Genomic DNA, 22,844 nt, shown 5'->3' on the forward strand with positions numbered 1-22,844 from the left:
AGGGGGAGATTGTGACCATTGCTGGGTCGCAATGGCGCTGGCAAAACAACCACCCTACGCTCCTTAATGGGTCTTCTATCTAAGCGTCAAGGCAAAGCTGCAATTGATGGCACTTCATTTTTAGATTTACCCGCTCACGAACGCTTTCATCTAGGCTTGGCATACGTTCCAGAGGACCGTCGAATCGCTCCAGGCCTTACTGTTAAAGAAAATCTAGAACTTGGCGTCATCGCTCAAAAAATAAGGGCGATATGAGTGCCTTAGTTGATGAAATTGCGGAAACCTTCCCGAAACTGAAAGAGCGTCTGCATCAAGATGGCACCTCAATATCGGGTGGTGAGCAACAAATGCTAGCAATTACTAGAGCAATGATCGCTAAACCTAAAGTGATCCTGCTTGATGAGCCATCCGAATGCATCATGCCGGTTTTTGTTGATGAAATGTTTGAGCTATTTGCCAAATTAAAACAGCAAGGCTTAACTATTTTGCTGGTAGAGCAAAATGTCCAGCAAGCTCTGAAAATTTCTGATCGTGCTTACATTCTTGATCAAGGTGAAATAGTGTTTCATGACACTGCTCAGAATCTTTTAAACAATTACGATATTCAGCAAAAGTATTGCGCCGTTTAAAAATTGACTCTATTTGCTTTAAATGAGATGTAGCCAATGACCCAACTGGTGCCAAAAACTTTCTGGAACCATAGTTAGCAACCATGTTAGCGTAATAAAACGCAACAACTTACCAATAAACATATAGATAAGGCATGGCTGCCATGGCAACTTCAGCCATCCTGCTGCAAGGCATAAGGGGTCTCCCAAACCTGGTAGCCATGACAGCAACAGCAACCTTGGACCCCAAGCTCCAAGCCAGCGCTTCAAGCGGCTATTGCGAGGCTCATCCATTAATTTGAAACTATTGCGCGCAAGAACTCCTAGCCACCAATCGAGCATCCCACCTAATGTATTACCAATCGTAGCAACTGCAATTGCAACCCAAAATAAGTGTGAGTTTAGAGTAATGTAGCCAAACAGGATGGGCTCAGATCCCGCCGGAATTAACGTTGCAGAAATAAAGGAGCTAATGAATACTGCCGGCAAGCCAACTGCAGGCATTTCAAACCATGCAAAAAAATTCCCAAACAGATGCTCCATTAAGCAATTTCCCCCATGGGAATAGCATCAGACTTCATGTGTTCGGTTCTCATAGAGCCTATTTTGCCTTGTTTTAGACAACCTCCAAGATTTTCAAATCTTGCTTAAACTAACGCCTAAGGCAGAAAAAACATCATAAAACCCATATTTTGAGACACCCATGAATCAACCTATTCCCAAGCCAGACCAATATCAAGAAATGCGCGAAGCATTACGCAACCTCTGTAGCACTTTTGATTCAGCTTATTGGCAAAAGATTGATCATGAAAGAGCTTATCCAGAAGCTTTTGTAGATACCATGACGAAGGCTGGTTGGTTGGCCGCACTAATTCCTGAGGAATATGGTAGCTCCGGACTGGGCCTTGCTGAAGCATCTGTGATCATGGAAGAAATTAATCTTTCTGGCGGAAATTCACGTTCGTGTCACGGCCAGATGTACAACATGGGCACACTATTGCGTCATGGATTTGACGCTCAAAAGAAAATGTATCTGCCCAAAATTGCATCCGGTGAATTACGACTTCAAAGCATGGCAGTCACTGAACCCACGACTGGTACCGAGATACCACCAAACTGAAAATTACTGCAGTTAAAAAAGGGGATAAGTATGTTGTCAATGGCCAAAAAGTTTGGATCTCTCGCATACAGCATTCAGATCTAATGATCCTCTTAGCCCGAACTACCCCCATCAATGAAGTGCAACGGAAATCTGAAGGCATGTCGATCTTCATCGTGAATCTAGCCGATGCAATTGGCAAAGGCATGGAAGTACGGCCGATTGCGAATATGGTCAATCATGAAACCAATGAGGTCTTCTTTGATAATTTAGAAATTCCCGCTGAAAATCTCATTGGCACAGAAGGCCAGGGATTTAAGTACATTCTTGATGGACTCAATGCGGAGCGCGTCTTAATCGCTGCCGAGTGTATTGGTGATGCTTATTGGTTTATTGATCGTGCTCGTCGCTATGCAAATGATCGTGTGGTGTTTGATCGTCCGATTGCGGATAGCTATATTGAAACTGAAGCCGCTAATCTGATGCGCTTCAAGGCTTGTGAGCTATTTGACGCCTATCAACCCTGTGGGCCTGAAGCTAACATGGCCAAATTTTCTTGCCGCCAAAGCATCTTGGGAGGCTGCTAATGTGTGTTTACAAACCCATGGTGGCTTTGGTTTTGCGAATGAATATGATGTTGAGCGCAAGTTTAGAGAAACACGGCTATATCAAGTGGCACCCATTTCAACAAACTTGATCTACTCCTATATTGCCGAGCATGTGCTTGGCCTTCCTAGATCTTTCTAAAAAATATCGACATGGGTATTCGCCCCTTAGACGGCATAACGGTAGTTGCTCTCGAGCATGTTATTGCCGCCCCATTCTGCACTCGACAGTTAGCTGATTTAGGTGCGCGCATTATTAAAATTGAGCGCCCTGGTGGCGGAGATTTCGCTAGAGGCTATGGACACCCAAGTTGAAGGCCAATCCTCTCACTTTGTTTGGGTTAATCGCTCCAAAGAAAGTTTAACGCTTGATCTTAAGCAAGACTCTGCAATGGCAGTATTTTAAAGAATTTATTAAAGACGGCAGATGTCTTTATTCAAAATCTTGCCCCTGGTGCAGCCAATCGTATGGGGCTAGGCCCTGAAGTTTTGCAAAAAGAAAATCCTGGTCTCATTACCTGCGCGATTTCAGGTTATGGAAACAATGGACCCTATCGAGATAAAAAGGCTTACGACCTTTTAATCCAAAGTGAAGCAGGGTTCCTTTCAATTACCGGGACACCAGAGACACCGAGCAAAGCGGGTAACTCAATTGCTGATATTGCCGCAGGGATGTATGCCTACACCAATATTTTGGCAGCTTTACTGCAAAGAGGGAAAACGCGCTGAACTATTGGAAATCATCAATCACTACTTTAGCAAGCTGACTTCAGAGCAATTGATCGCTAGACTAAAAAAAGCGCAAATAGCAAACGCTCACCTAAATGATATGGAAGGACTTTGGAAGCATGAGCAGCTCAAAGCCCGCGATCGCTGGACTCCAGTAGGCACTCCAAATGGGCCCATCCCTGCTCTGCTACCACCAGAATTAAATGATAGCTATCAATACCGTATGGATGCTATCCCTGCAGTTGGAGAGCACATAGACTCCATTCTCAAAGAATTAGGAATGACCTGAGTCTGAGATAACGGCTATGCGGGCTAGTGGAGCAATTTAAAGCAGTGGAGATGTGAGATGAGCGGCATTTTCAAGGTATCGCTGCCATGTAGGTCTTTTTGCCCACACTTTTGGATCAACGTAATCTGATTGCTCTAAATAGGAGTCAATCAACTTTTCCAGTTTTGCGCAGAAATCCACGTTATACACAATCAGACTGATTTCAAAGTTTAGACGCAAGCTGCGTTGGTCAAAATTCACTGAACCAAAGATAGCAATTCGCTTATCGATCAATAGACTCTTGGTATGTAACAAGCCGCCATGAAATTCAGCAATCACTATGCCTGCGGTCAATAGGTCTTCATAGAAGCTTTTACTACTCCAAGCTACTAAAGTCGAATCGTTCAACTTAGGAACGATTAGCGTTACCTTAACCCCTCTGCGGGCAGCTGCCATCAGGGCCTGAATCAATCCATCATCAGGGCCAAAGTACGGGGTAGTGATGGTTAACTCTTCACGCACATCCATAATGGCGGAGAGCAAAACTTGATAGAGAATATCGTCGCGATATACGGGGCCAGAAGAAAATTCTTGCACTATTGCACCACCCTCATGAGATGATGCTGGTGGCTCACGATCATTAAAATTCTGAATCTTGGGGTCATCGACGCTCCAGTCAAACGCAAAAGTTAGCTCAAATTGTGATGCCACTGGACCTTCAATGCGGACCATGGCATCAACCCACTCACCCACTCCAGAATCTTGCTTGAAGGTGCGCGGGTCAACCAAATTCATACTACCCGTCCAAACAATCGCCCCATCAATCACAAATATTTTTCGGTGAAGGCGCAAATCGGCTCGGCGAAATTGAAAACGCCCTATCTGAATAGGCAAAGCCTCTATTACTTGTATGCTCGCATTCCGAAAATCCGCTGGCCAATGAGACTTAAACCAATCTTTACTACCCAAGGAATCTAGTAGGACGCGACAGGCTACACCCCGCTTGGCAGCTGCAATGAGTGCCTCACAAACCCGATCAGCATCGCCACCTAAAGCCCATATATAAAACTCTAAATGCAAACTCTTTTTGGCTTGATTGATTTCATCAATAAAGTTTTGCAGGATATTGAGTGAGTTTGTATGTAATTTAATTTTGTTTCCTGCTACTACTGGTGAGCCATTTTTTGATTCGGCTAAAAGACTGAGGGCTCTTCCCTCAACAGGCAACCTCTGCCTATCAGCAGCAAACTGCTGGCGCATCATCTCGGTGAGCTTTTCGTATTCGCGATTCATATGAATGATCTTGCGGGTGAGCTTTCGTCCAACAGGTCGCTCCCCAATCAAAATATATAAAGCAATGCCAAGCAATGGGAGCAATATCACAATGAGAAACCAAGCAAAGACTACACCTACTGGTCTTCTGACTGAAATTAAATGCAGGCCGAACAATAAGATAATGGCGACATGAGCAATTGGAACCCAAATTAATGAAAACCCAAAAACTGAGCCAAAAATAAATGCCATAATATTCATACAAGTTCCAATTCAGCAGTAATGCCTAGGTGATCTGATAGTTTTATCCATTCATGCAAAATATTTGCATGAATGAATTTTGAAGCCACGAACATAAATCCTATCCATAGGCAGCAGTGGTTTGACACTAGGAAACGTTTTTGCTGGTGATCCAGTCAAGGTCTCAAAGACTTCCTCAAAGCCAGCGGCTCTCATAGGGGCACCAATTCGATTGCGCCAATCATTAAAGTTTCTTGCCACAATCGTGGGACCCCCTTGAGTCAATTCTTGGATATGCCCAATGATAGCCTCCAACTGTCGCTCACGCCCTCTCTCAAAGAGCGCTAGGTGAACACAAAAACAATGGATAGATTTATCTACGCCTTCTAGATTGGTCACACTATGCAATAGCCCTCGACCTTCAAATCGATAGGCCGATATGTCGTAATTATTTCCTTTTTGCTGGGGATGCTTGGAAAGAATTGCGTTTCCATGATGTCCATCGCGATACTCAACATTTTTTCCATAATGCCAATCACGCCAAAAATCCTCTGACAGAAAGTGAGTGAGTTCAGTCAACGGCCAATGCGAAAAACGTTTTACCCTACCTCGATGCTCTTGTTGCAACTACTTGTAAAAAAAGTAGGTCGGGATAATGAGTGCGCATTTTTTGACGTAACTGGTAAATCGTTGAATGCCGATGCAAAGGCGATAAACCTTTATGAAGATTCATACTCAACACCGTGAAACGGACAGGTTTACTGGAGCTCATCAAAACTGACCTGTTGCACTTTAGCGCCGAATACGCGCCAAATAAATCTCACCCTCAACCAATTCCTGGCACTGCATACATTTATTGCAAATAGAGGCTTGTTCTCTCAGTTCGTCAATGGAGTTCACTGGATGAGCATCCAAATACTCACGCAAATCCACATCGAGGACCTTATTGCAGAGGCAAACCACTTCAGCCATAGATTGAAAATAGGGTAATTAGTCTCATTACAGCCATTTTGCCACTGCCTTGATAGAATCAAGCCCATGTTGAAAGCCTTTCAAGACGCCCTCACCCTGCCTCGCCCATCTAGATGGAGGGGGTTTCTAGGGATTGTTTTGGTTTCCCTGCAAGTGAGCCTGATAGCCCTTCTGATTGGAACCCTTTTAGGGCTTCCGATAGGCGCCTTACTGGCAACCGAACAATTTGTAGGCAAAAAGACGATTATTGTGACGATCAATACCCTCATGGGGGTGCCCACCGTAATTGTTGGAGTCTTAGTTTACCTCATGCCATCTCGCTCAGGCCCTCTAGGAGCTTGGGGTTGGCTTTTTACGCCCAAAGGCATGATCGTGGCACAGACTTTACTTACAACCCCCTTAATCGCCGCCCTCAGTAGACAAATTCTGGAGGATTCTTGGAGAATCCATCGTGATTCGTTTATGAGCCTCCGATTGCCGCCACTTTCTCGATTTAAATGGCTGATTTGGGATTGCCGCTTCTCTTTAACGATTGCGATCTTGGCAGGATTAGCTAGAGCAATATCAGAGGGTTGGTGCAGTCATGATTGTTGGTGGCAACATAGATCATTCGACTAGAACCATGGCCACTGCCATTGCCTTGGAGACTAGTAAAGGAGATCTCCCTTTAGCGCTGGCCCTTGGCATTGTCCTGCTATCCATTGTTCTGCTAGCGAATCTATTTACCTTTGCAGTTCGTCAAATTGCTGAGCGCCGCTATGGTTAATTCAATCGAACATTTAAATCCATTTATTGAACTAAAAGACGTCATCGTCAAGAGCAATGGCAGGGTCATTCTCAATATTCCACATGCAATAATTCCAGTAGACAGAATTACAGCCTGCATTGGGCCGAACGGTGCTGGAAAAACAACCCTACTTAAACTGTTAGACGGCCCCATTAAACCGGATAGTGGAACAGTAAGCTATTCCTTTAAAACGAAAACAGCACTAGTACTGCATCACACCCCCATGATTAAAGCATCGGCGGCAACGAACATAGCAATGGTGAAAGATGTAGATACATCTATTACGCAAGCGGATGTAATCCAAGCAATTGAGCAGGTGGGACTCAGTAAATTAGCAAATAGCTCTGCCCATAAATTATCTGCAGGTGAGCGGCAAAAACTTTGTCTAGCTCGAGCAATTCTCCAAAAACCCAATTTAGTTTTACTAGATGAACCTACTGCCAATCTTGATCCGAATAGCACCGAACAAGTTGAAGAACTCATGCGTCAATTTGCTCATCAGGGCGCAAATGTCATCTTTTCATCTCACCAGCTTGCGCAAGTACAACGCATTGCTGAACATATTATTTTCATCGATCAAGGTGAGATAAAAGAAAAAGGACCCGTAGGTCCTTTCTTTGCAGATCCTCAAACACAGGCAGCGAAGCGCTACCTGCATCAAGAATTACTTACTGATTAATCCACTTGGCAGCCGCAGGTGCCGTTGTAGCTGCAGGGGCCGCAGGAGCTGCTGCAGGAACGGCTGCAGCCGCTACCCGGAGGAACAAAAGGTAGCGGAGCTACACAGGCAGCAGGAGCAGGAGTGCCCGCAACCCTAAATTGATCGGCAACTTTGTTTTGCGCCAAACATAATTTGTATGCACCAACCCTGTCACCATAAGCAGTTTTAGCTTTAGCTAAGTTTGCCGCCTCCTGTGCTTCAGGAGATAACGGTGGCAATGCTGCCAACGCCAAAGTTGCGGTGAATGAGCAAAATACAAAAGCAATGATTTTTTCATGGCTTACTTTTTTTCAGTTCGTCATACCAGAGCTCATGATGCTCTTTAGCCCAAGTAGCATCTACGTAACCAGTCTTCATGCCATCGATTGAACCTTGCATACCAATGGTACCGATGTAAATATGACCCATTGCCATTGCAGACATCAAGATCGCAGCGCTGCTGTGAATAATGTTGGCAATCTGCATAGTGCCGCGGGTGTATTCAATGGTCATGAATGGCACGATCATGTCGAGCACAAATCCTGATGCTGAAATCACCAAGCCCAAGAATGTCATACCAAACCAGAACTAAATCTTTTCGCCACCGTTAAAGAAGCCTGCTGGTACATGCTTGCCGCTGAAAATCCCACCAAAGGTTAAATACCGCTGCAGGTCACCTTTGCCAGGCAAGTTCTTATGAGCAAACAATAAGAAGAAGATCACGACACAAATTGTGAACAAAGGACCTGTGAAGTTATGAATATTTTTACAAACCATGAGGAAAGAGCCGTAAGCCACCCTACCCATCAAAGGCATTGCAAAATATTTTCCGTACAGGATCAATAAACCTGTGAAAGCGAGTGCTAAAAAGCTAAATGCCATCAACCAGTGAACTAAGCGATCAAACGCGCTGAAACGTTTAATTTTGACGCCGGACATAGGCTCATGAAGCTTTAATGATGCCCTTGCGAATCACGCGCCATTCTTGACCAGAGCGCTGAATCAGAACACTCGATTCTTTGTCCGGAATGCTAACATAGTTGTATGGGTCGCTATTGGCAGTAGTAAAAATGGAAGGGTTGACTGGCTGAGTCTGGGCTTGAGTACCATTCTCCAAACTATTGGGATTAGCAGGTACCGAGGCTGGATTAATATCCGTTCCGCTAGCAGACGGCAGAGGCGGCATCGGTGCACGCTCAGCAAAACTGATTCCGCTCGCCAGAGTCAGCGACAAACCAACAGCCACCACCAAAGTGCGTAGAACTTTAGAAAATGATCGTTTCATACACATGTCCTTAAACGTTTTCGTTTTATTTATTGTTGTTTAGTTGATCACTTAACGCGACTGTATTCGTTCTGGCCTTGAGTTCGCTTGTCAACCGACTCAGTCCAGCTAGCCTGATTTCCTGGTGTCCAACCTTTTGTCACGAAGCCGTTGTTAGCACCCATATAAGGGGCGACATCAGGACGCTTAGCAGCTTTAGCTGCAATTTCTGGTGGCTCAGAACAAGCTGCCATTAGAGTAGCTGCCGCAAAACACAAACCGAGAGTTTTGAAATTGACTTTCATTATTTAGCTCCTGGAATTTTTGCAGCAGGCGTTGGGGTTGGGGGTGGTGTATCTGGACCGCCATAAGCTATGGACCAACCAAAAGCTTTGGAACCTGGGCATTTACCATTCTTTTCACGTGTAGCAACACGATTATTAAAGATGCCAGTAATGGTGTCGCTATCACCACCGATCAAGGCTTTGGTAGAACACATTTCAGCGCAAAGCGGTAATTTACCTTCAGCCAAACGATTACGGCCATATTTTTCAAACTCAGCAACGCTACCGTTCTCTTCTGGTCCACCGCTACAGAATGTGCACTTATCCATTTTGCTACGTGTACCAAAGGCACCTTTATTCAGGAACTGAGGTGCGCCAAATGGACATGCAAATGAGCAATAACCACAACCAATGCAGATATCCTTGTCATGCAATACAACACCTTCATCGGTGCGATAGAAGCAATCTACTGGGCATACCGCCATGCAAGGTGCATCTGTACAGTGCATACAAGCAACTGATACAAATTTCTCTTGACCGATGATGCCATCGTTAACGGTGACAACGCGACGGCGGTTGACGCCCCAAGGTACTTCGTTGTCGTTCTTACAGGCAGCAACACAACCGTTGCACTCAATGCATCGTTCTGTGTCACAAATAAATTTCATTCTTGCCATTGTGTTCTCCTGACTTTATTTTTTGACTTAGGCAAATTTCTCGATTTGACACATAGTGGTTTTTGTTTCTTGCATCATCGTCACCATGTCATAACCATAAGTAGTTGCAGTATTTACCGCTTCACCCTGTACTACAGGTGCCGCATCCTCTGGATAGTATTTACGCAAGTCAGCACCCTGCCACCAGCCAGCAAAGTGGAATGGTATGAATGCAGTTCCTTGGTCAACACGCTCGGTAACCAATACACGCACTTTGATCTGTGCGCCTGTAGGTGGCCTCACCCAAACATAATCCCAGTTTTTGATACCGCGATCTGCTGTTGCCTTAGGATTGATCTCCACAAAGTTTTCTTGTTGGAGTTCTGCCAACCATGGGTTAGAACAAGTCTCATCATCTCCACCCTCGTACTCAACCAAACGACCAGAGGTCAGAATGATTGGGAACTTCTCATATAACTTCTGGTTCAAGTTTTGATCTTAAACAGTCTTATAGAGAGTTGGTAAGCGCCAGAAATTCTTCTTATCAGCGGCGGTTGGATACTTGCGCATCATTGGCGCATTGGTATTGTAGAGTGCTTCACGGTGAATTGGAATCGCATCCGGGAAGTTCCAAACCACTGCACGCGCTTTTGCATTGCCAAATGGATGACAACCATTTTTCATTACCACGCGCTGAATACCACCGGATAAGTCAGTCTTCCAGTTCTTACCTTCAGCGAGCTTCTTCTCCTCATCAGTCAACTGATCCCACCAACCTAATTTCTTCACGAACACGTGATCAAATTCTGGGTAACCAGTGGTAATAGCTGAGCCCTTAGAGCAAGAACCATCACCCGCCAATAAGCTCACACCTTCGCGCTCAACACCGAAGTTCGCACGGAAGTTACCACCACCCTCCATCACACTCTTACTGGTGCCATACAGATTAGGTGAGCCTGGGTGTTTGATTGCAGCCGTACCGTAATAAGGCCAAGGCAAACCATAGCAATCGCCAGTAGTGTTATAGACAGTAACTGGGTCTATTCCACCACGTGATTTCAGGGTCTTAGGCTCAAATGTGGCAACCATTCTCATATGCGCTTTGAGACGCTCAGGAGTTTGGCCGGTATAGCCAATCGTCCATACGGAGCGATTAATAATCTCTCACGCAAGATGTCCTCATTCTGTGGCTCCTTCCATTGCTTTCCAGCAAATTTGGAATTGAGCATTTTGTAATTCTTTGACAACTCTTCGCCAAAACCTAAGCATCTACTACAACCAAGAGATCTAACTTATTCACCGCACGCTTCATATCCAAGCCGCGAGTTTGTGAGTTAGGAGCGTGACCCCAGAAGAACAAACCTTTAACGTTAGTTTGCTGATCGATCATGTCGTTCTTTTCGAGAACAGCATCAACCCAACGAGAAACTGTCGTACCGGATTTCTCCATCATGTCAGGTGCATAACGCCCCTTAATCCACTCATAATCAACACCCCAAACCGTTGCGAAGTGTTTCCATGAGCCAGCGGCCAAGCCATAGTAGCCAGGCAATGCGTCTGGGTTAGGACCTACGTCAGTTGCGCCTTGAACGTTATCGTGACCGCGGAAAATGTTTGTACCGCCGCCAGACTTACCAACGTTACCTAATGCCAACTGCAAAATACAGGATGCACGCACCATGGCATTGCCAATGGTGTGCTGTGTCTGACCCATACGCCAAACAACAGTACTAGGACGATTCATGGCCATGGTCTTAGCAGCTTGATAAACCTGAGTCTCAGGTACACCACATGCCTCCTCAACAGCAGCAGGAGTCCACTTTTCCATCACTTCTTTGCGGATCTCTTCCACGCCGTAAACACGGTCGTTGATGTACTTCTTATCTTCCCAGCCATTTTTAAAGATGTGATACAGCACGCCAAATAAGAATGGAATATCTGTGCCTGAACGAATGCGGATATATTGATCTGACTTAGCAGCTGTACGGGTGTAACGTGGATCAACCACGATCACTTTGCATCCGTTTTTTTGCGTGTAACAACATCAACATAGAAACTGGATGAGCTTCTGCAGCGTTTGAGCCAATGTACAAAGCCGCCTTAGAATTCATCATGTCGTTGTAGCTATTGGTCATCGCACCATGGCCCCAAGTGTTAGCAACACCTGCAACCGTTGTGGAGTGACAAATACGAGCCTGATGGTCTGTATTGTTGATACCAAAGAAAGAGACTCGCTTACGCAATAAGTAGGCCTGTTCGTTGTTGTGCTTAGAGGATCCGATAAAGAACATCGCATCTGGAGAATATTTCTCACGAATGCTCTTCATCTGAGCTGTAATTTCAGTTAGCGCCTGATCCCAAGAAATACGCTGATACTTTCCATCAACCAACTTCATTGGGTAACGTAAGCGATAGTCGCCATAACCGTGCTCACGCAAAGCAGCGCCCTTAGCACATGAGCACCCATATTGATTGGAGAATCAAAGACTGGATCTTGGCGAACCCAAACACCATTCTCAACGGTCGCATCTACTGCGCAACCAGCTGAACAGTGTGTGCAAATAGATCTCTTGACTTCAATCTTGCCTTTGCCATCAAGCATTGCTTTGCTTGGCTCAGCAGCAGCTTTTTGAACAAAACTCAATTGGCTTGCGCGATACCAGTACCCACTCCAACGCCTGAGCGCTTTAGGAATGTGCGGCGATCCATTGTTGGCACGGCGGCTTTTAAGCCTCGTGACAAGCTGCCGATCAGATGCGATGTTGTACGACTGTTTTGTGGGGTATTGGATTTACGAGTCAGACTCATATGGTGTCCCTGAAAAAGTTTTTTGTATTTTATTGGATAACAGTTACAGCGATAGCAAGATAAAAAATAATTAAATCAAAGTAGTTTCGTAATATTTACGCACGTGCGCAGCCATCGTTTGGCCTGCGTCTTTGATTGCAGTAGTCCCACTAATTTCTTGGATCACGGCCTTACCAACTGGGGTTTGACCGACTACTGCAAACAGCGCCAACGGCAGCGCTTGCACCAATAAAGAACTTATGGCGCGACAGCTTATTTTCTTCGCTTAAAGCAACTTTGGATTTAGTGCTCATGGCATGCTCCTATTTGATTATTCTTGATATAGCGCAAGTGTAATTAGTAATTGCATTTTTGACATATTCACTTCAAATAGAAGTGTTAGGACATTCCCTCTGTTGCACCGCAACATTAAATCATGTCAAAGCCTTGACCCTCGATAGCTAGGAATTCTCTAGTGTGAGCGGCTACAGGACTATATAAATGCATCTCCGGAATGTCTTCTATTGCATCGCACAATTCATCGTACCAAGAGCGGATATGCTCATTGAAAAAAACCCTTTGATTTGTAAGGGTTGAAACTTCTACATCATCACCGGCAATGAGGTAGCGCATCACTTCGCACAGCGCTAAAATATGATCTTCAGTTTCAGTCACTTCTTCTGCGGCTTCCAACCCGAATTCTTCCAAAGCTTTGCGAATATTCACCAATGGCTTTTCATTTAAATGGCCAGCCATATAGAAGGAGCCATTTAGCACGACGTTCGGCTTCCCAACGCTAATGAAATTCAAATCAAATTCATCATGCCAAGCCTTGGCCGGGTTATTTTTTGCTACTTCCGCCACGTCTATCCAAACTTTAGCCAAAGGTGCTTCATCTGCAGCGTCATGCTAATCAGCGGTGGCGGCAATTTGATCTAGCAACTCTTGATCAGGCGACATCTGAAAAAACGGGCAATCAAACCATATAAATCTGCTCTTGCGAGATCTTCGGGCAAGCCCACATCACCCACTTCTGTAGATGGCCTGTCTTTCAATACTTCTTTTGCATTTTCACTCATGATTCTTTTTCACCATATCTACTACGCGACAATCACTACACATCTTCAATCGATCCATTGCGGCCCCAGCAAAAGCGCCGTGCGCACCTAGCTTAGTGAGCATCAAGTTAACCATCTTGAGTGTTCCAAAGACTTTGCCACAGCTAATGCAGTGGAAAGGTTCGGTTTCATTCAATTTCACCCTTTGCTTACGTTGCTCTACTGTCTGCAAACGAGGGGTAAGTGTTAATGCTTTTTCTAGGCAAGTTTGAACACAGAGGCCGCATTGAACACACTGTTTTTCAATAAAGGACAGTATGGGCTCATCGGGATTATCTAAAAGCGCGCCCTCTGGGCAACCACTGACACACGACATACACAAGGTGCAAGCATCTTTATTAATTGCTAACCCACCAATTAAGGAAGATTTTGGTAGCGCAACTCCAGCTTCAGGCAAAGGTGTCTTGGCCTGTTTTTGCAAATACTCTAAAACAGCTTCTAGCGTTTCGCGCTTTTGGTTCGATAAACCAATACTTGCGGGAGTGCAAAATAGGACTCAATGAGCCGCGCTGACGTAAAGCTCCCATTGCTTTTGAAACCGTAGATAAATCATCGGTAGCGCTTGCCAGTATCAAATGAATGCGCTCGTCAAAACCATAAGCCTTCAGAATGCTATTGGCTAATTCTGCTTGCTCTTCCAATGCAGCTCGGTATGCGGGATCTTCATCACCGCTCAATAAGAGCGTGACCTCAGCAAAACCGTAGCTAAGAGCACCGAACCATAAATCTAGACCAGTTGAAGTAATGTGCTCTATTCCGTAAGGAATCACAAAAGCAGGAAGCCCCTCAAATTGCTTGGGCATGATATGGGCAGATCGGCCGAGCCCATCAATCATTTGTGAGCCTGCTTTTAAGGTATGCAATAGCAAGCTGGGTGCCATTGCTTGATTTATTTTTTTAGCCTCTGCAGTAAATACACTTGCGAGCATTTTTAACTCTTTACCCTGATGAGCAACGCTCGGATAATTGTAGCGCATTGCACCAGATGGACTTGTGGTGGCACAAGCTCCGCAACCCATGCAGAGATTTGGATTTACTTCGACAGTACCTTGACCATTTTTGAAAATAGATCCGATAGCACCAGTTGAGCAAACATCTATACAAGCATTGCACCCAACTTTGCCATTGCGACCGTACGCACAAATTTTCTCGTTATAGACAAAATATTTTGGCTTCTCAAACTCACCCACCATCTAACTGATTAGTCGCCAATGCCTGATCCAAGGGATCAGTTCCTGGCGCAAAGTAACCTTGGGGAGTTTGACTCATACGCATTTTGGGATCAGCACGCAAATCTAGAATCAGATCAAAGTCAGAACTACGTTCACGCTCTTTTCGATCAAAAGAAATAGCTCCTATGCTGGCACAAGCAGTAACGCAAGCGCGATGGGATTTGCATTTATCGAGGTCAATCTGAAAAGATAAATTGATAGCATTTTCTGAGCAAACTTCTACACATGCCCCACATCGCGCACACATCTCGGGATCTATCGGATTTTGTAAATCCCAATTAACCGAAAAATTACCTAGATAGCCATCAAGCTTTGTGACAACTCCGGTAAAAATAGGATAACTTCGATTCAACGGCAGATCGCCAGGTTCCCGTACATAAAACAGAAACATTTAAAGACTGACTCAATTTCTCAGCCCAAGGAGTGGCTTGAGAGCCTGCGCCGATAATTAATAGTCTGCCCTGGCTTTCCATAGCTCACCACAGGAACGGGTTCCGCTTCAGGCATGTCAGCTAATGCCAACAAGGCAGCAATTTTTGGTCCCGATAGAGCTGCTTCTTGAGTCCAACCAGCAACTTCACGAATATTGACAAAACGCAATGGGGCTATTAGCGGCTTCTCCGCTTTATCGGCTAACTCACTGAAGAGGGCTCCCTCTTGCGTACAGGCAATCACCAAGGATTCGGAGCCATCAAGGGCTTTTAAAAATGAGCCGACCTCTTGTCTACATAAAGACTGATGGATGGGCACTCCCATCGCTTTTGCATCCAAAGGCATCGTGCCATTGCAGTTGCAAATTAATTTTTGACTCATGCGCTATCTTCTTAAGCTTTTTTCTGTTCGGGCTCTATTGGTAATACATTGGGCACTTCATCCAACTGAGTAGAAGGTTTTTGCTGTGTGGATGTTAAAGCACTTTGGCTTTGTAACTCTTCTGAGTTGCTTTCTGCTTGAAGACCTAGCTCTTGGCTTTCGGTCTGCCCAGAATCCGGAGATACCAGATCGGCAGACTTATGGAACAGATTCAACATATCACTCTGCACCATTCTCTCCAGCATACCCGGTGGGAGCGGATCAGGCTTGCTGTAGTCATCAATATAGATATCTAAGCCGTCCATGATATTGAAATGAGGATCAGTAAACATCTTCTTGAGTACAGCCTGCTGAACAGCCGGATCTACATCTGGCTTCATAAAAGCTGAAAAGTCTGGATCAAAGCGATCGATTAGCTACATCTTCCAAAGTAGGTAGTGGTGGCGCCTCCTCTGCAGCCTTCTCAGTAGGAAGATCTTGCACAGACTCTTTTAAGGGTCTCTATTTTTTCTCTTGAGGACCGTCAACCTCTAACCCAGATTTGCGCCTAGACCAACGACCTAAAAATCCATCAGCCATTATTCCTCCATGGGGCGCTCAGCACCTTTAAATGAAGCGGGCTTATGACGTTTTTTTGGCTCTGGATGATAGTGCTCGTTTGCGTACTCTTGTAACCAAGTTGCATGCTGCTCACTCATAGGGATAGTGTCTACTGACTCCCCGCCATCCAGCAAGCGAGCAGCTTCGTTGTAACTGACACAAATACGATGCGGTACTGCAAATGAGGTCTCTGACTTTGCCAAGTCAATGGATTGCTCATCTATATAGCGCTCTACATCTTCTTCTAGGCGCCACATGACAAACCAACTCGGAGTGGTCGCAGATACATTGAGGTAGTAACCTTCAGCCTCATCAGGAAAGAGGTCTAACTCATAACCTGTAAATAGCCAAGACTCCCCCTCCGCATCGCGCCCCCAAGAATTGGCCCGCAATGGAATTACTTGGATTGTTATTGAATTGCCCAAAATCAGGCAATACCTCCTGAGGCACCCAGCGGCATGAGACCCACGGGTTGTCAATATTTTGTTTACGCATCAATACTGCAAAACGCATAAGTCCTCAGGTGTTTTGAACCACAATGTTCGGAAATTTACTGCTCATATCTTTAGATAGAGTAGCAACACGAATGGCAACCTGTCTAGCAATACCTTTATAAATGGCGCTGATTGCTCCATCAGGATCTGCTACTACAGTGGGACGCCCCGCATCAGCCTGCTCTCGAATAGAAAGATTCAGCGGCAAAGACCCCAAGAAATCAACCCCGTATTCTTTACACATTTTTTCGCCACCACCAGCGCCAAATACATGCTCTTCATGGCCGCACTTAGTACAAACATACGTACTCATGTTTTCAATGATTCCGATGATAGGCACCCCTACCTTCTCAAACATCTTCAGACCCTTACGGGCATCTAACAATGCAATGTCCTGAGGAGTAGTCACAATCACAGAACCGGTAACGGGAGCCTTTTGCGCCAAGGTCAATTGAATATCCCCCGTACCAGGAGGCATATCGACAATTAAATAATCCAAATCGCGCCAACGAGTTTGTCTTAATAGTTGCTCCAAGGCAGAAGTCACCATAGGGCCGCGCCAGACCATAGGTGCATCATCATCAATCAGAAAACCAATTGAGCTTGCTTGCAAGCCGTAAGCCTCCATAGGCTCGATCGTATTTTCTTCAATAGAGTCTGGCCTTCCAGTGATACCCAACATCATAGGTTGGCTTGGTCCATAAATATCGGCATCCAAAATTCCTACCTGTGCGCCCTCAGCTGCAAGAGCCAGCGCCAAGTTCACAGCAGTGGTCGACTTGCCAACTCCACCCTTACCGCTAGCAACCGCAATAATATTTTTTACGCCAGGCAACAACTTGACGCCACGTTGAACTGCATGCGCAACGATGTGACTAGAAACATTAACACTGACATTTTTTACGCCAGGCAATTCGCGCAAAGCAGCAATGACTGACTTGCGAATAGAGCCAAATTGACTTTTAGCTGGATAACCTAAGATGATATCTAAGGAAATATCACCATCTTCAACGCGGAGATTTCTCACGTTTTTAGCAGCTACATAATCAATCTTTGTATTAGAGTCGACTAAGTTTTTTAAAGTCGCCTGCACTAACTCTGGGGTAACTGACACTACTTTCTCCTATTAATGTATCCACCTAGAATGTGTCTCTAGATATTTAGCACTTTCTTAATTAGCGCTAGCTTACTCGTAGCCGGGAATATTTGCTGAAAGTGATTAGCTTCAGCAGGCATCTAATGCCTTAAAAAATCAGCAAGCTTAGATAATAGACAGCCATTGACATTAAGGCAGTCGCTGGAATAGTGAAGATCCATGCCCAAACAATGTTTCCAGCAACCCCCCAGCGGACTGCGCTAGCTCTTTGTGTTGAGCCTACGCCAACAATAGCCCCAGTAATTGTATGGGTAGTGGAAACAGGCACACCTAAAGCGGTAGCAGCAAATAAGGTAATCGCCCCGCCTGTCTCAGCACAGAAACCGCCGACTGGCTTCAATTTTGTAAGCTTCTGACCCATAGTTTTCACTATGCGCCAACCACCAAACATCGTACCCATCGCAATCGCGATGTAACAACAAATAATGGTCCAAGTTGGTGGCATCTTTGAGCTAGCCTCTGCGTACCCAGTAATAATAAGCAACAGCCAAATAATGCCAATTGTCTTTTGTGCGTCATTACCACCATGACCCAAGCTATATGCACTCGCAGATAGCAGTTGAAGACGGCGGAACCAACGATCGGTTTTGGCCAGGTTTGCGTTTCTACATACCCAAGCAACCAGTAGCATCATTAAAGAACCAAGCAGGAAGCCAACAAACGGTGAGATAAAAATAAAAGAAACTGTCTTGAGGATTGCTGACCAGACCAAGCCATCAACACCAGCCTTAGGTAGTGCAGCACCAACTAAGCCGCCGAACAACGCATGTGAAGAACTTGATGGAATTCCGTAATACCAAGTAATTACATTCCAAATAATTGCGCCTACTAAAGCACCGAGGATCACGTGCAAATCCACTGCAGCTGGATGAACAATTCCCTTACCAACTGTGGCAGCTACGCTTAAATGGAAAATAAAAATAGCTAGAAAATTAAAGAAGGCTGCAAATACAACTGCCTGCTGTGGCTTGAGTACGCCAGTCGATACTACCGTTGCAATAGAGTTAGCAGCATCATGAAAGCCATTCATGAAATCGAATGCAAGGGCTAGCACTACCAAAAGCGCAACAACCCAAAAAGCTACTTCTGTCGCTGGCAACTTATTTCGCCTTAAGAGTTTTCAAGAACGATACCTTCAACCAAATTGGCAACATCCTCACATTTATCGGTAACTTCCTCGAGTAACTCATAGATGCACTGGCACTTAATCAGCTCACGCACTTCGATATCTTCGCGGAATAGCTTTGTAATCGCCGTAGAAAGCAGACGATCCGCTCCAGACTCCAAATGATCAATCTCGTCACAGGTCTTTAAAGCAGCTTTGGCTACCTCTGGATCAGAGATGTCTTTTAACGTGGCAACCGCATTTCTCATTCCAATACAACACTGGTTGCAGAGCTCTGCCATTTGCAACATCTCAGGCGTCATTCTCTTTACATCATACAAATGCATTGCTTCTGTACCATTTTGCAGCAGGTCTGCTACATCATCCATCGTATTAATCAGTGAAAAAATTTGGTCTCTATCGATCGGGGTGATGAAAGTTTTATGCAAACGACGATGCACTTCTTTCACAACATCATCACAAGCATGTTCTGCTTTATCTACCTCTTGAGTGTATTTGGCACGCAATGCTTCATCGCCGTAGTACTCAACAAATTTTAAAAAAGATTCGGATGCGGAAACAATATTGTTGGCGTGCTCATTGAAAAGCTCGAAGAAATTACCATCGTGAGGCATTAACTTACTGAAGAACATAAATCACGATCCTTTGAGGACAAAAATGCTAGTTTTATTAGATTTGCGGTAATTCTAATCAATTGCTATTGAAGAACAGGAAAGCCAGCATCTGTGATGAGCTGACTTACCTGTTCCGCAGATAAGCTCGTCTCTAGATTGATGATCTGAGTCTCCAAATCTGCCTACACCGTTGCTTGCGGATCCTCAGCCTGTATTGCTCGGGTAACGGCATTTATGCAGCCACCACAAGTCATTCCGGATACTTTTAGAGTCAGCATATTGGCCTTTTTGATGTAAGTATGGCTTTCATGGAGTAGATTATCTTCTATATGAGCCTTCAAAAAGATATGAATTCCGAGCTATTTACTCTAGATATCGGCGGCATGACCTGCGCATCTTGTGTGGGCAGAGTTGAGAAGGCTTTGGACAAAATCCCTGGGGTAGAGGCAGCAAGCGTCAATTTAGCCACTGAACAAGCAAAAATACGCCTGAACCCCCATTCTGGGACCAAAATTGATGAAATCATCGCCATAGTGCAAAAGACGGGGTATGAAGCCAAAGTCAGCGCTCCACATGGCATACCAGAATTAGCCCCCGCAAAATTATTCTGGGGGACTGATGGTTTGGGGCATGTGTTACTAGGCCTTGCTCTTTCTGTTCCACTCTTTTTGCCAATGTTCCTCATGCCATTCGGAATCCATTGGGCGCTTGCTCCAAAGTGGCAACTACTCCTTGCAAGTCCAGTTCAATTTTTTTTAGGATGGCACTTTTATAAAGCTGGCTTCAAATCCCTCATGTCAGTGGTTGGCAATATGGATTTACTAGTAGCGCTTGGTACCAGCGCTGCCTACGGATTAAGTGTTTACCAAATGTTGGCTTCTGAACATGCCACACATGAGCTGTATTTTGAAGGCTCTGCAGTGATCATTTGTATGGTCATGCTGGGTAAATGGTTGGAAGCGAGAGCCAAGCAACAAACTAGTGAAGCGCTACGCGCCCTACAGAAACTCTGGCCTGAGCATGCCAAAGTAATCGATGGAAATTTCATCATCTCTGAAAGCTCACCATTAGATCAATTTCGTGACCTTCCCTTAGATCAAGTTTTCCCCAAAGACCGCATCCTCGTCTTGCCAGGTGAACGCATACCGGTAGACGGCATCATTCTGCGTGGCAGTAGCCATGTCGATGAGTCTCTACTGACTGGGGAGAGTGATCCCGTCAAAAAACATGTCAACGAAAAAGTCATTGGCGGTTCATTGAATGGCGAAGATCTACTGGTGATAGAAGCCCAAGCCGTAGGTGTGGAAAGTGTTCTTTCAAAAATCATTTCCTTGGTGGAGGATGCTCAAACCCAAAAAGCGCCCATCCAAAAATTGGTTGATCAAGTCAGCGCTATTTTTGTTCCTAGTGTGATTGTTATAGCAATCATTACTGGAGTGGCCAATTGGTTTTATCTAGGCTCTGCTTCAATTGCCATACTGAGAGCAGTCTCTGTTCTGGTCATTGCTTGCCCTTGCGCCCTTGGTCTAGCTACACCGGCAGCTATCATGGCAGGAACTGGTGTCGCAGCTCGCTATGGGATATTGATTAAAGACCCTCAGGTATTGGAGCTAGCACACCGCTTAAACGTGGTTGCTTTCGATAAAACAGGCACGCTGACGATTGGCAAACCACGATTGCTGGAGGTTGTTTCTTTTGCGAACTCCCATACTGAAGAAGATATTCTTGCTAGTGCTGCAGGCCTACAACTTGGCAGCGAACATCCTCTTGCAAAAGCACTACTGGAGGCAGCAAAGCAAAAGGGGCTTGAGCCCTCCATTCCAAGCGAAAGTAAAGCTTTGCCAGGTATTGGCATTAGCGGTAAACCCAACTTTGGCGCTTTTAAGGGTCAAAATCTTACCCTCCAAAGCATTGCCTCACTAGAAGGTAACCCGCATTACGCTGTGATCTTGAAAAAAGCACAACCGTGTTTTCATGCGGGGCAAACTGTTTCCGTATTAATGAATCATGAAATACCTTCAACGCCAATTGCCATCATTACTTTTGGGGACGAACTTAAAGACAGCTCCAAAGAAGCAATATCCTCTTTACACCGTTTAGATATTCGCGCAGTCATGCTCTCTGGCGATAATCTTGCCGCTGCTAAACGGGTGGCAAATACGATAGGCATTCATGAAGTATTTGCACAAATTTTGCCAAGCGATAAAGCTGACATTATTCGTCAACTCCAACAAAAAGATGGTCAACGTCAATTCGTTGCCATGGTTGGTGACGGTGTAAACGATGCACCAGCATTAGCCACTGCCGATGTGGGGATGGCAATGTCAACAGGTACTGATGTCGCAATGCAAGCTGCGGTCATTACCTTAATGCGAGGTGACCCAATCTTGGTAGCGAATGCAATTGATATTTCGAAGAGAACCTGGCAAAAAATTCAGCAGAATTTGTTCTGGGCATTTATCTTTAACGCCACTGGCATCCCTTTGGCAGCCTTAGGCTACTTATCCCCGATGCTGGCGGGTAGCGCTATGGCACTATCGAGTTTCTGCGTGCTGAGCAATGCACTCTTACTAAAGCGCTGGCGCCCTTCCCAACACTAGACAAGATTGACCTATTACTTTTGATTCTTGCGAATCAATTCAATATCGCCATAAAAAGCGCGAGTTTCCGATTTGGTATTGTCAGTATCAGTCAGCAATGCAATGCCAATTACTTCACCAGGAGCTTCTCCATAAGCCCGCTTAAAGTCAGCAGCTAAATCACGTTGATGTTTGTGCCACTGACCCAAATTATCCCAACCAGAATCCACCACAATCATCTTGACTCGGGAGGTGTGTATATTAGTAATGATGGTGTCGACGGGAGACTTTCCGGACCAGATATACATTATAATGTGGCATATGGCATTTCTTGACCACTGATGAGATTAACCATTTCAAAAGTCATTTTTTCTTTTAAGGGTAATTTTGATTTATTACCGTCGAATGCAACCAAAATACGAAGCGGTGCATCATCCGTATAATCATCGGCATTAACAGCATTAACAATTGGGGTTATCGCCTTCCACTCCCACTGCAACAGCAAATTGGATGCCTGACGCGGACGCAACTTGACAGCTAATCCTGAAGCAGATGTTTTGGAATTAGCGCTAAGAACCATTCCACCTTGATAGTTTTCTAGACGATAAACCGTATTCTTTTTAAATGGAACAATGCGATAAAAGTTCCACCCATTGGGCATGCCTCACATGCAGTCTCGCTCGAGAATTTAGGTAATTTATCCTGAGCCGGCAATTGATCAAGGTTAATAGCTTGACCAACTTCGTTTTGTACTGAATCGCTACTGAGACCCGCACACTCGACCAAGAAAAAGGTCACGCTCAAGAATGAATATCGAATGAGTTGTTTCAACATTATTCAA

Annotated in this window: 32 protein-coding genes and 3 pseudogenes; 9 read left to right on the forward strand and 26 right to left on the reverse strand. The window is 45.0% G+C overall.

Translation table 11 applies throughout. From position 1 onward, the window contains the following. The first annotated feature begins 18 nt into the window (after window positions 1-18). Window positions 19-255 (forward strand): ATP-binding cassette domain-containing protein, encoded by a 237-nt coding sequence (locus tag DXE37_RS13640; RefSeq protein ID WP_269460323.1) that lies wholly within the window; start codon window positions 19-21, stop codon window positions 253-255. Continuing rightward, entirely contained in the window at window positions 252-629 is a 378-nt protein-coding gene (locus DXE37_RS07530; protein ID WP_269460324.1) for an ATP-binding cassette domain-containing protein, read from the forward strand. Before DXE37_RS13640 ends, DXE37_RS07530 begins: the two co-directional genes overlap by 4 nt. 18 nt (window positions 630-647) lie before the next feature. On the opposite strand, the gene DXE37_RS07535 is transcribed toward DXE37_RS07530, so the two are convergent. After that, window positions 648-1,151 (reverse strand): YqaA family protein, encoded by a 504-nt coding sequence (locus tag DXE37_RS07535; RefSeq protein WP_114637061.1) that lies wholly within the window; start codon window positions 1,149-1,151, stop codon window positions 648-650. Between the two features lie 160 nt (window positions 1,152-1,311). Here DXE37_RS07535 and DXE37_RS07540 point away from each other — a divergent pair. The 3 genes and pseudogenes from DXE37_RS07540 to DXE37_RS12830 all read left to right on the forward strand — a co-directional run bounded on the left by DXE37_RS07540 (window position 1,312) and on the right by DXE37_RS12830 (window position 3,330). Then, window positions 1,312-2,454: pseudogene (locus DXE37_RS07540) on the forward strand (acyl-CoA dehydrogenase family protein). An 11-nt stretch (window positions 2,455-2,465) separates the two neighbouring features. After that, window positions 2,466-3,041: pseudogene (locus DXE37_RS07545) on the forward strand (CoA transferase). Beyond that, window positions 2,989-3,330: a CoA transferase gene (locus DXE37_RS12830; RefSeq protein WP_231971253.1), complete on the forward strand. Its 342-nt coding sequence runs from the start codon at window positions 2,989-2,991 to the stop codon at window positions 3,328-3,330. The pseudogene DXE37_RS07545 and the gene DXE37_RS12830 overlap by 53 nt, the downstream one beginning before the upstream one ends. A 36-nt stretch (window positions 3,331-3,366) precedes the next feature. Here the strand turns inward: DXE37_RS12830 and cls are convergent, their stop codons facing one another. From cls to DXE37_RS07560, 3 genes are all read right to left on the reverse strand, one after another. Next, window positions 3,367-4,842 carry a cardiolipin synthase gene (gene cls / locus DXE37_RS07550; RefSeq protein WP_114637062.1) on the reverse strand — a complete coding sequence of 492 codons (1,476 nt, stop codon included), beginning with the start codon at window positions 4,840-4,842 and terminating at the stop codon, window positions 3,367-3,369. Window positions 4,843-4,893: 51 nt separating this feature from the next. Beyond that, entirely contained in the window at window positions 4,894-5,400 is a 507-nt protein-coding gene (locus DXE37_RS07555) for a hypothetical protein (protein WP_231971254.1), read from the reverse strand. A gap of 213 nt (window positions 5,401-5,613) precedes the next feature. Next, window positions 5,614-5,793, reverse strand: a complete 180-nt coding sequence (locus DXE37_RS07560; RefSeq protein ID WP_114637063.1) for a (2Fe-2S)-binding protein — start codon at window positions 5,791-5,793, stop codon at window positions 5,614-5,616. A gap of 66 nt (window positions 5,794-5,859) precedes the next feature. On the opposite strand from DXE37_RS07560, the gene DXE37_RS07565 reads away from it, so the two are divergent. The 3 genes from DXE37_RS07565 to DXE37_RS07570 are packed head-to-tail and all read left to right on the forward strand — an operon-like array spanning window position 5,860 to window position 7,259. Beyond that, the gene (locus tag DXE37_RS07565; protein ID WP_231971255.1) at window positions 5,860-6,411 is read left to right on the forward strand and encodes an ABC transporter permease; all 552 of its coding nucleotides are present in this window, start codon (window positions 5,860-5,862) and stop codon (window positions 6,409-6,411) included. A gap of 22 nt (window positions 6,412-6,433) precedes the next feature. Next, window positions 6,434-6,559 (forward strand): hypothetical protein, encoded by a 126-nt coding sequence (locus tag DXE37_RS13645; protein ID WP_269460325.1) that lies wholly within the window; start codon window positions 6,434-6,436, stop codon window positions 6,557-6,559. Then, window positions 6,552-7,259: an ATP-binding cassette domain-containing protein gene (locus tag DXE37_RS07570; protein ID WP_114637064.1), complete on the forward strand. Its 708-nt coding sequence runs from the start codon at window positions 6,552-6,554 to the stop codon at window positions 7,257-7,259. The genes DXE37_RS13645 and DXE37_RS07570 overlap by 8 nt, the downstream gene beginning before the upstream one ends. Here the strand turns inward: DXE37_RS07570 and DXE37_RS07575 are convergent. From DXE37_RS07575 to DXE37_RS14090, 20 genes and pseudogenes are all read right to left on the reverse strand, one after another. Next, the gene (locus tag DXE37_RS07575) at window positions 7,256-7,528 is read right to left on the reverse strand and encodes a hypothetical protein (protein WP_231971256.1); all 273 of its coding nucleotides are present in this window, start codon (window positions 7,526-7,528) and stop codon (window positions 7,256-7,258) included. The two genes, DXE37_RS07570 and DXE37_RS07575, sit on opposite strands and share 4 nt — an antisense overlap. A gap of 46 nt (window positions 7,529-7,574) precedes the next feature. Continuing rightward, the gene (locus DXE37_RS11660; protein ID WP_197713165.1) at window positions 7,575-7,856 is read right to left on the reverse strand and encodes a cytochrome b family protein; all 282 of its coding nucleotides are present in this window, start codon (window positions 7,854-7,856) and stop codon (window positions 7,575-7,577) included. 12 nt (window positions 7,857-7,868) lie between these two features. Further along, window positions 7,869-8,219, reverse strand: a complete 351-nt coding sequence (locus DXE37_RS11665; RefSeq protein WP_197713166.1) for a cytochrome b/b6 domain-containing protein — start codon at window positions 8,217-8,219, stop codon at window positions 7,869-7,871. A gap of 4 nt (window positions 8,220-8,223) precedes the next feature. Next, the gene (locus DXE37_RS11670; RefSeq protein ID WP_197713167.1) at window positions 8,224-8,565 is read right to left on the reverse strand and encodes a hypothetical protein; all 342 of its coding nucleotides are present in this window, start codon (window positions 8,563-8,565) and stop codon (window positions 8,224-8,226) included. A 47-nt stretch (window positions 8,566-8,612) separates the two neighbouring features. Next, window positions 8,613-8,849 (reverse strand): hypothetical protein, encoded by a 237-nt coding sequence (locus DXE37_RS07585; protein ID WP_114637065.1) that lies wholly within the window; start codon window positions 8,847-8,849, stop codon window positions 8,613-8,615. Further along, entirely contained in the window at window positions 8,849-9,505 is a 657-nt protein-coding gene (gene fdh3B, locus DXE37_RS07590) for a formate dehydrogenase FDH3 subunit beta (RefSeq protein WP_114637066.1), read from the reverse strand. The genes DXE37_RS07585 and fdh3B overlap by 1 nt, the downstream gene beginning before the upstream one ends. A gap of 27 nt (window positions 9,506-9,532) precedes the next feature. Further along, window positions 9,533-12,292, reverse strand: a pseudogene (locus DXE37_RS07595) (formate dehydrogenase subunit alpha). A 70-nt stretch (window positions 12,293-12,362) separates the two neighbouring features. After that, window positions 12,363-12,503 carry a hypothetical protein gene (locus DXE37_RS10850; RefSeq protein WP_162786228.1) on the reverse strand — a complete coding sequence of 47 codons (141 nt, stop codon included), beginning with the start codon at window positions 12,501-12,503 and terminating at the stop codon, window positions 12,363-12,365. Between the two features lie 197 nt (window positions 12,504-12,700). Next, entirely contained in the window at window positions 12,701-13,156 is a 456-nt protein-coding gene (locus tag DXE37_RS07600; RefSeq protein ID WP_231971257.1) for a TorD/DmsD family molecular chaperone, read from the reverse strand. A 50-nt stretch (window positions 13,157-13,206) separates the two neighbouring features. Continuing rightward, entirely contained in the window at window positions 13,207-13,350 is a 144-nt protein-coding gene (locus DXE37_RS12835; protein ID WP_231971258.1) for a hypothetical protein, read from the reverse strand. Beyond that, on the reverse strand, window positions 13,343-13,810 hold the full coding sequence (locus DXE37_RS12840; RefSeq protein ID WP_231971259.1) for a 4Fe-4S dicluster domain-containing protein: 468 nt from the start codon (window positions 13,808-13,810) through the stop codon (window positions 13,343-13,345). Before DXE37_RS12840 ends, DXE37_RS12835 begins: the two co-directional genes overlap by 8 nt. Then, window positions 13,779-14,582, reverse strand: a complete 804-nt coding sequence (locus DXE37_RS12845) for an ATP-binding protein (protein WP_231971260.1) — start codon at window positions 14,580-14,582, stop codon at window positions 13,779-13,781. Before DXE37_RS12845 ends, DXE37_RS12840 begins: the two co-directional genes overlap by 32 nt. Beyond that, window positions 14,572-15,012 (reverse strand): ATP-binding protein, encoded by a 441-nt coding sequence (locus DXE37_RS12850; protein ID WP_231971261.1) that lies wholly within the window; start codon window positions 15,010-15,012, stop codon window positions 14,572-14,574. Before DXE37_RS12850 ends, DXE37_RS12845 begins: the two co-directional genes overlap by 11 nt. A 20-nt stretch (window positions 15,013-15,032) precedes the next feature. Continuing rightward, complete coding sequence (locus tag DXE37_RS12855) at window positions 15,033-15,434, reverse strand: hypothetical protein (protein WP_231971262.1); 402 nt, start codon at window positions 15,432-15,434, stop codon at window positions 15,033-15,035. An 11-nt stretch (window positions 15,435-15,445) separates the two neighbouring features. Next, complete coding sequence (locus DXE37_RS07610) at window positions 15,446-15,814, reverse strand: DUF3306 domain-containing protein (RefSeq protein WP_114637067.1); 369 nt, start codon at window positions 15,812-15,814, stop codon at window positions 15,446-15,448. A 198-nt stretch (window positions 15,815-16,012) separates the two neighbouring features. Then, window positions 16,013-16,426 (reverse strand): DUF3305 domain-containing protein, encoded by a 414-nt coding sequence (locus tag DXE37_RS07615; protein WP_197713168.1) that lies wholly within the window; start codon window positions 16,424-16,426, stop codon window positions 16,013-16,015. Window positions 16,427-16,553: 127 nt separating this feature from the next. Further along, complete coding sequence (apbC, locus tag DXE37_RS07620; RefSeq protein ID WP_114637068.1) at window positions 16,554-17,642, reverse strand: iron-sulfur cluster carrier protein ApbC; 1,089 nt, start codon at window positions 17,640-17,642, stop codon at window positions 16,554-16,556. Between the two features lie 130 nt (window positions 17,643-17,772). Continuing rightward, on the reverse strand, window positions 17,773-18,714 hold the full coding sequence (locus DXE37_RS07625) for an inorganic phosphate transporter (protein ID WP_231971379.1): 942 nt from the start codon (window positions 18,712-18,714) through the stop codon (window positions 17,773-17,775). Between the two features lie 80 nt (window positions 18,715-18,794). Continuing rightward, window positions 18,795-19,442, reverse strand: a complete 648-nt coding sequence (locus tag DXE37_RS07630) for a DUF47 domain-containing protein (protein ID WP_114637070.1) — start codon at window positions 19,440-19,442, stop codon at window positions 18,795-18,797. A 164-nt stretch (window positions 19,443-19,606) separates the two neighbouring features. Next, complete coding sequence (locus DXE37_RS14090) at window positions 19,607-19,702, reverse strand: heavy-metal-associated domain-containing protein (RefSeq protein WP_331852143.1); 96 nt, start codon at window positions 19,700-19,702, stop codon at window positions 19,607-19,609. A 51-nt stretch (window positions 19,703-19,753) separates the two neighbouring features. On the opposite strand from DXE37_RS14090, the gene DXE37_RS07640 reads away from it, so the two are divergent. Next, the gene (locus tag DXE37_RS07640; RefSeq protein WP_114637071.1) at window positions 19,754-22,024 is read left to right on the forward strand and encodes a heavy metal translocating P-type ATPase; all 2,271 of its coding nucleotides are present in this window, start codon (window positions 19,754-19,756) and stop codon (window positions 22,022-22,024) included. A 14-nt stretch (window positions 22,025-22,038) separates the two neighbouring features. Here DXE37_RS07640 and DXE37_RS12860 read toward each other — a convergent pair whose 3' ends face one another. Together DXE37_RS12860 and DXE37_RS12865 are read right to left on the reverse strand one after the other, a co-directional pair. Then, the gene (locus DXE37_RS12860; protein WP_231971263.1) at window positions 22,039-22,311 is read right to left on the reverse strand and encodes a DUF3047 domain-containing protein; all 273 of its coding nucleotides are present in this window, start codon (window positions 22,309-22,311) and stop codon (window positions 22,039-22,041) included. Beyond that, window positions 22,311-22,664, reverse strand: coding sequence for a DUF3047 domain-containing protein (locus tag DXE37_RS12865; protein WP_231971264.1), 354 nt, complete (start codon window positions 22,662-22,664; stop codon window positions 22,311-22,313). Before DXE37_RS12865 ends, DXE37_RS12860 begins: the two co-directional genes overlap by 1 nt. Between the last annotated feature and the right edge of the window lie 180 nt (window positions 22,665-22,844).

Source organism: Polynucleobacter necessarius (assembly GCF_900095205.1).
GTDB lineage: Bacteria > Pseudomonadota > Gammaproteobacteria > Burkholderiales > Burkholderiaceae > Polynucleobacter > Polynucleobacter necessarius_E.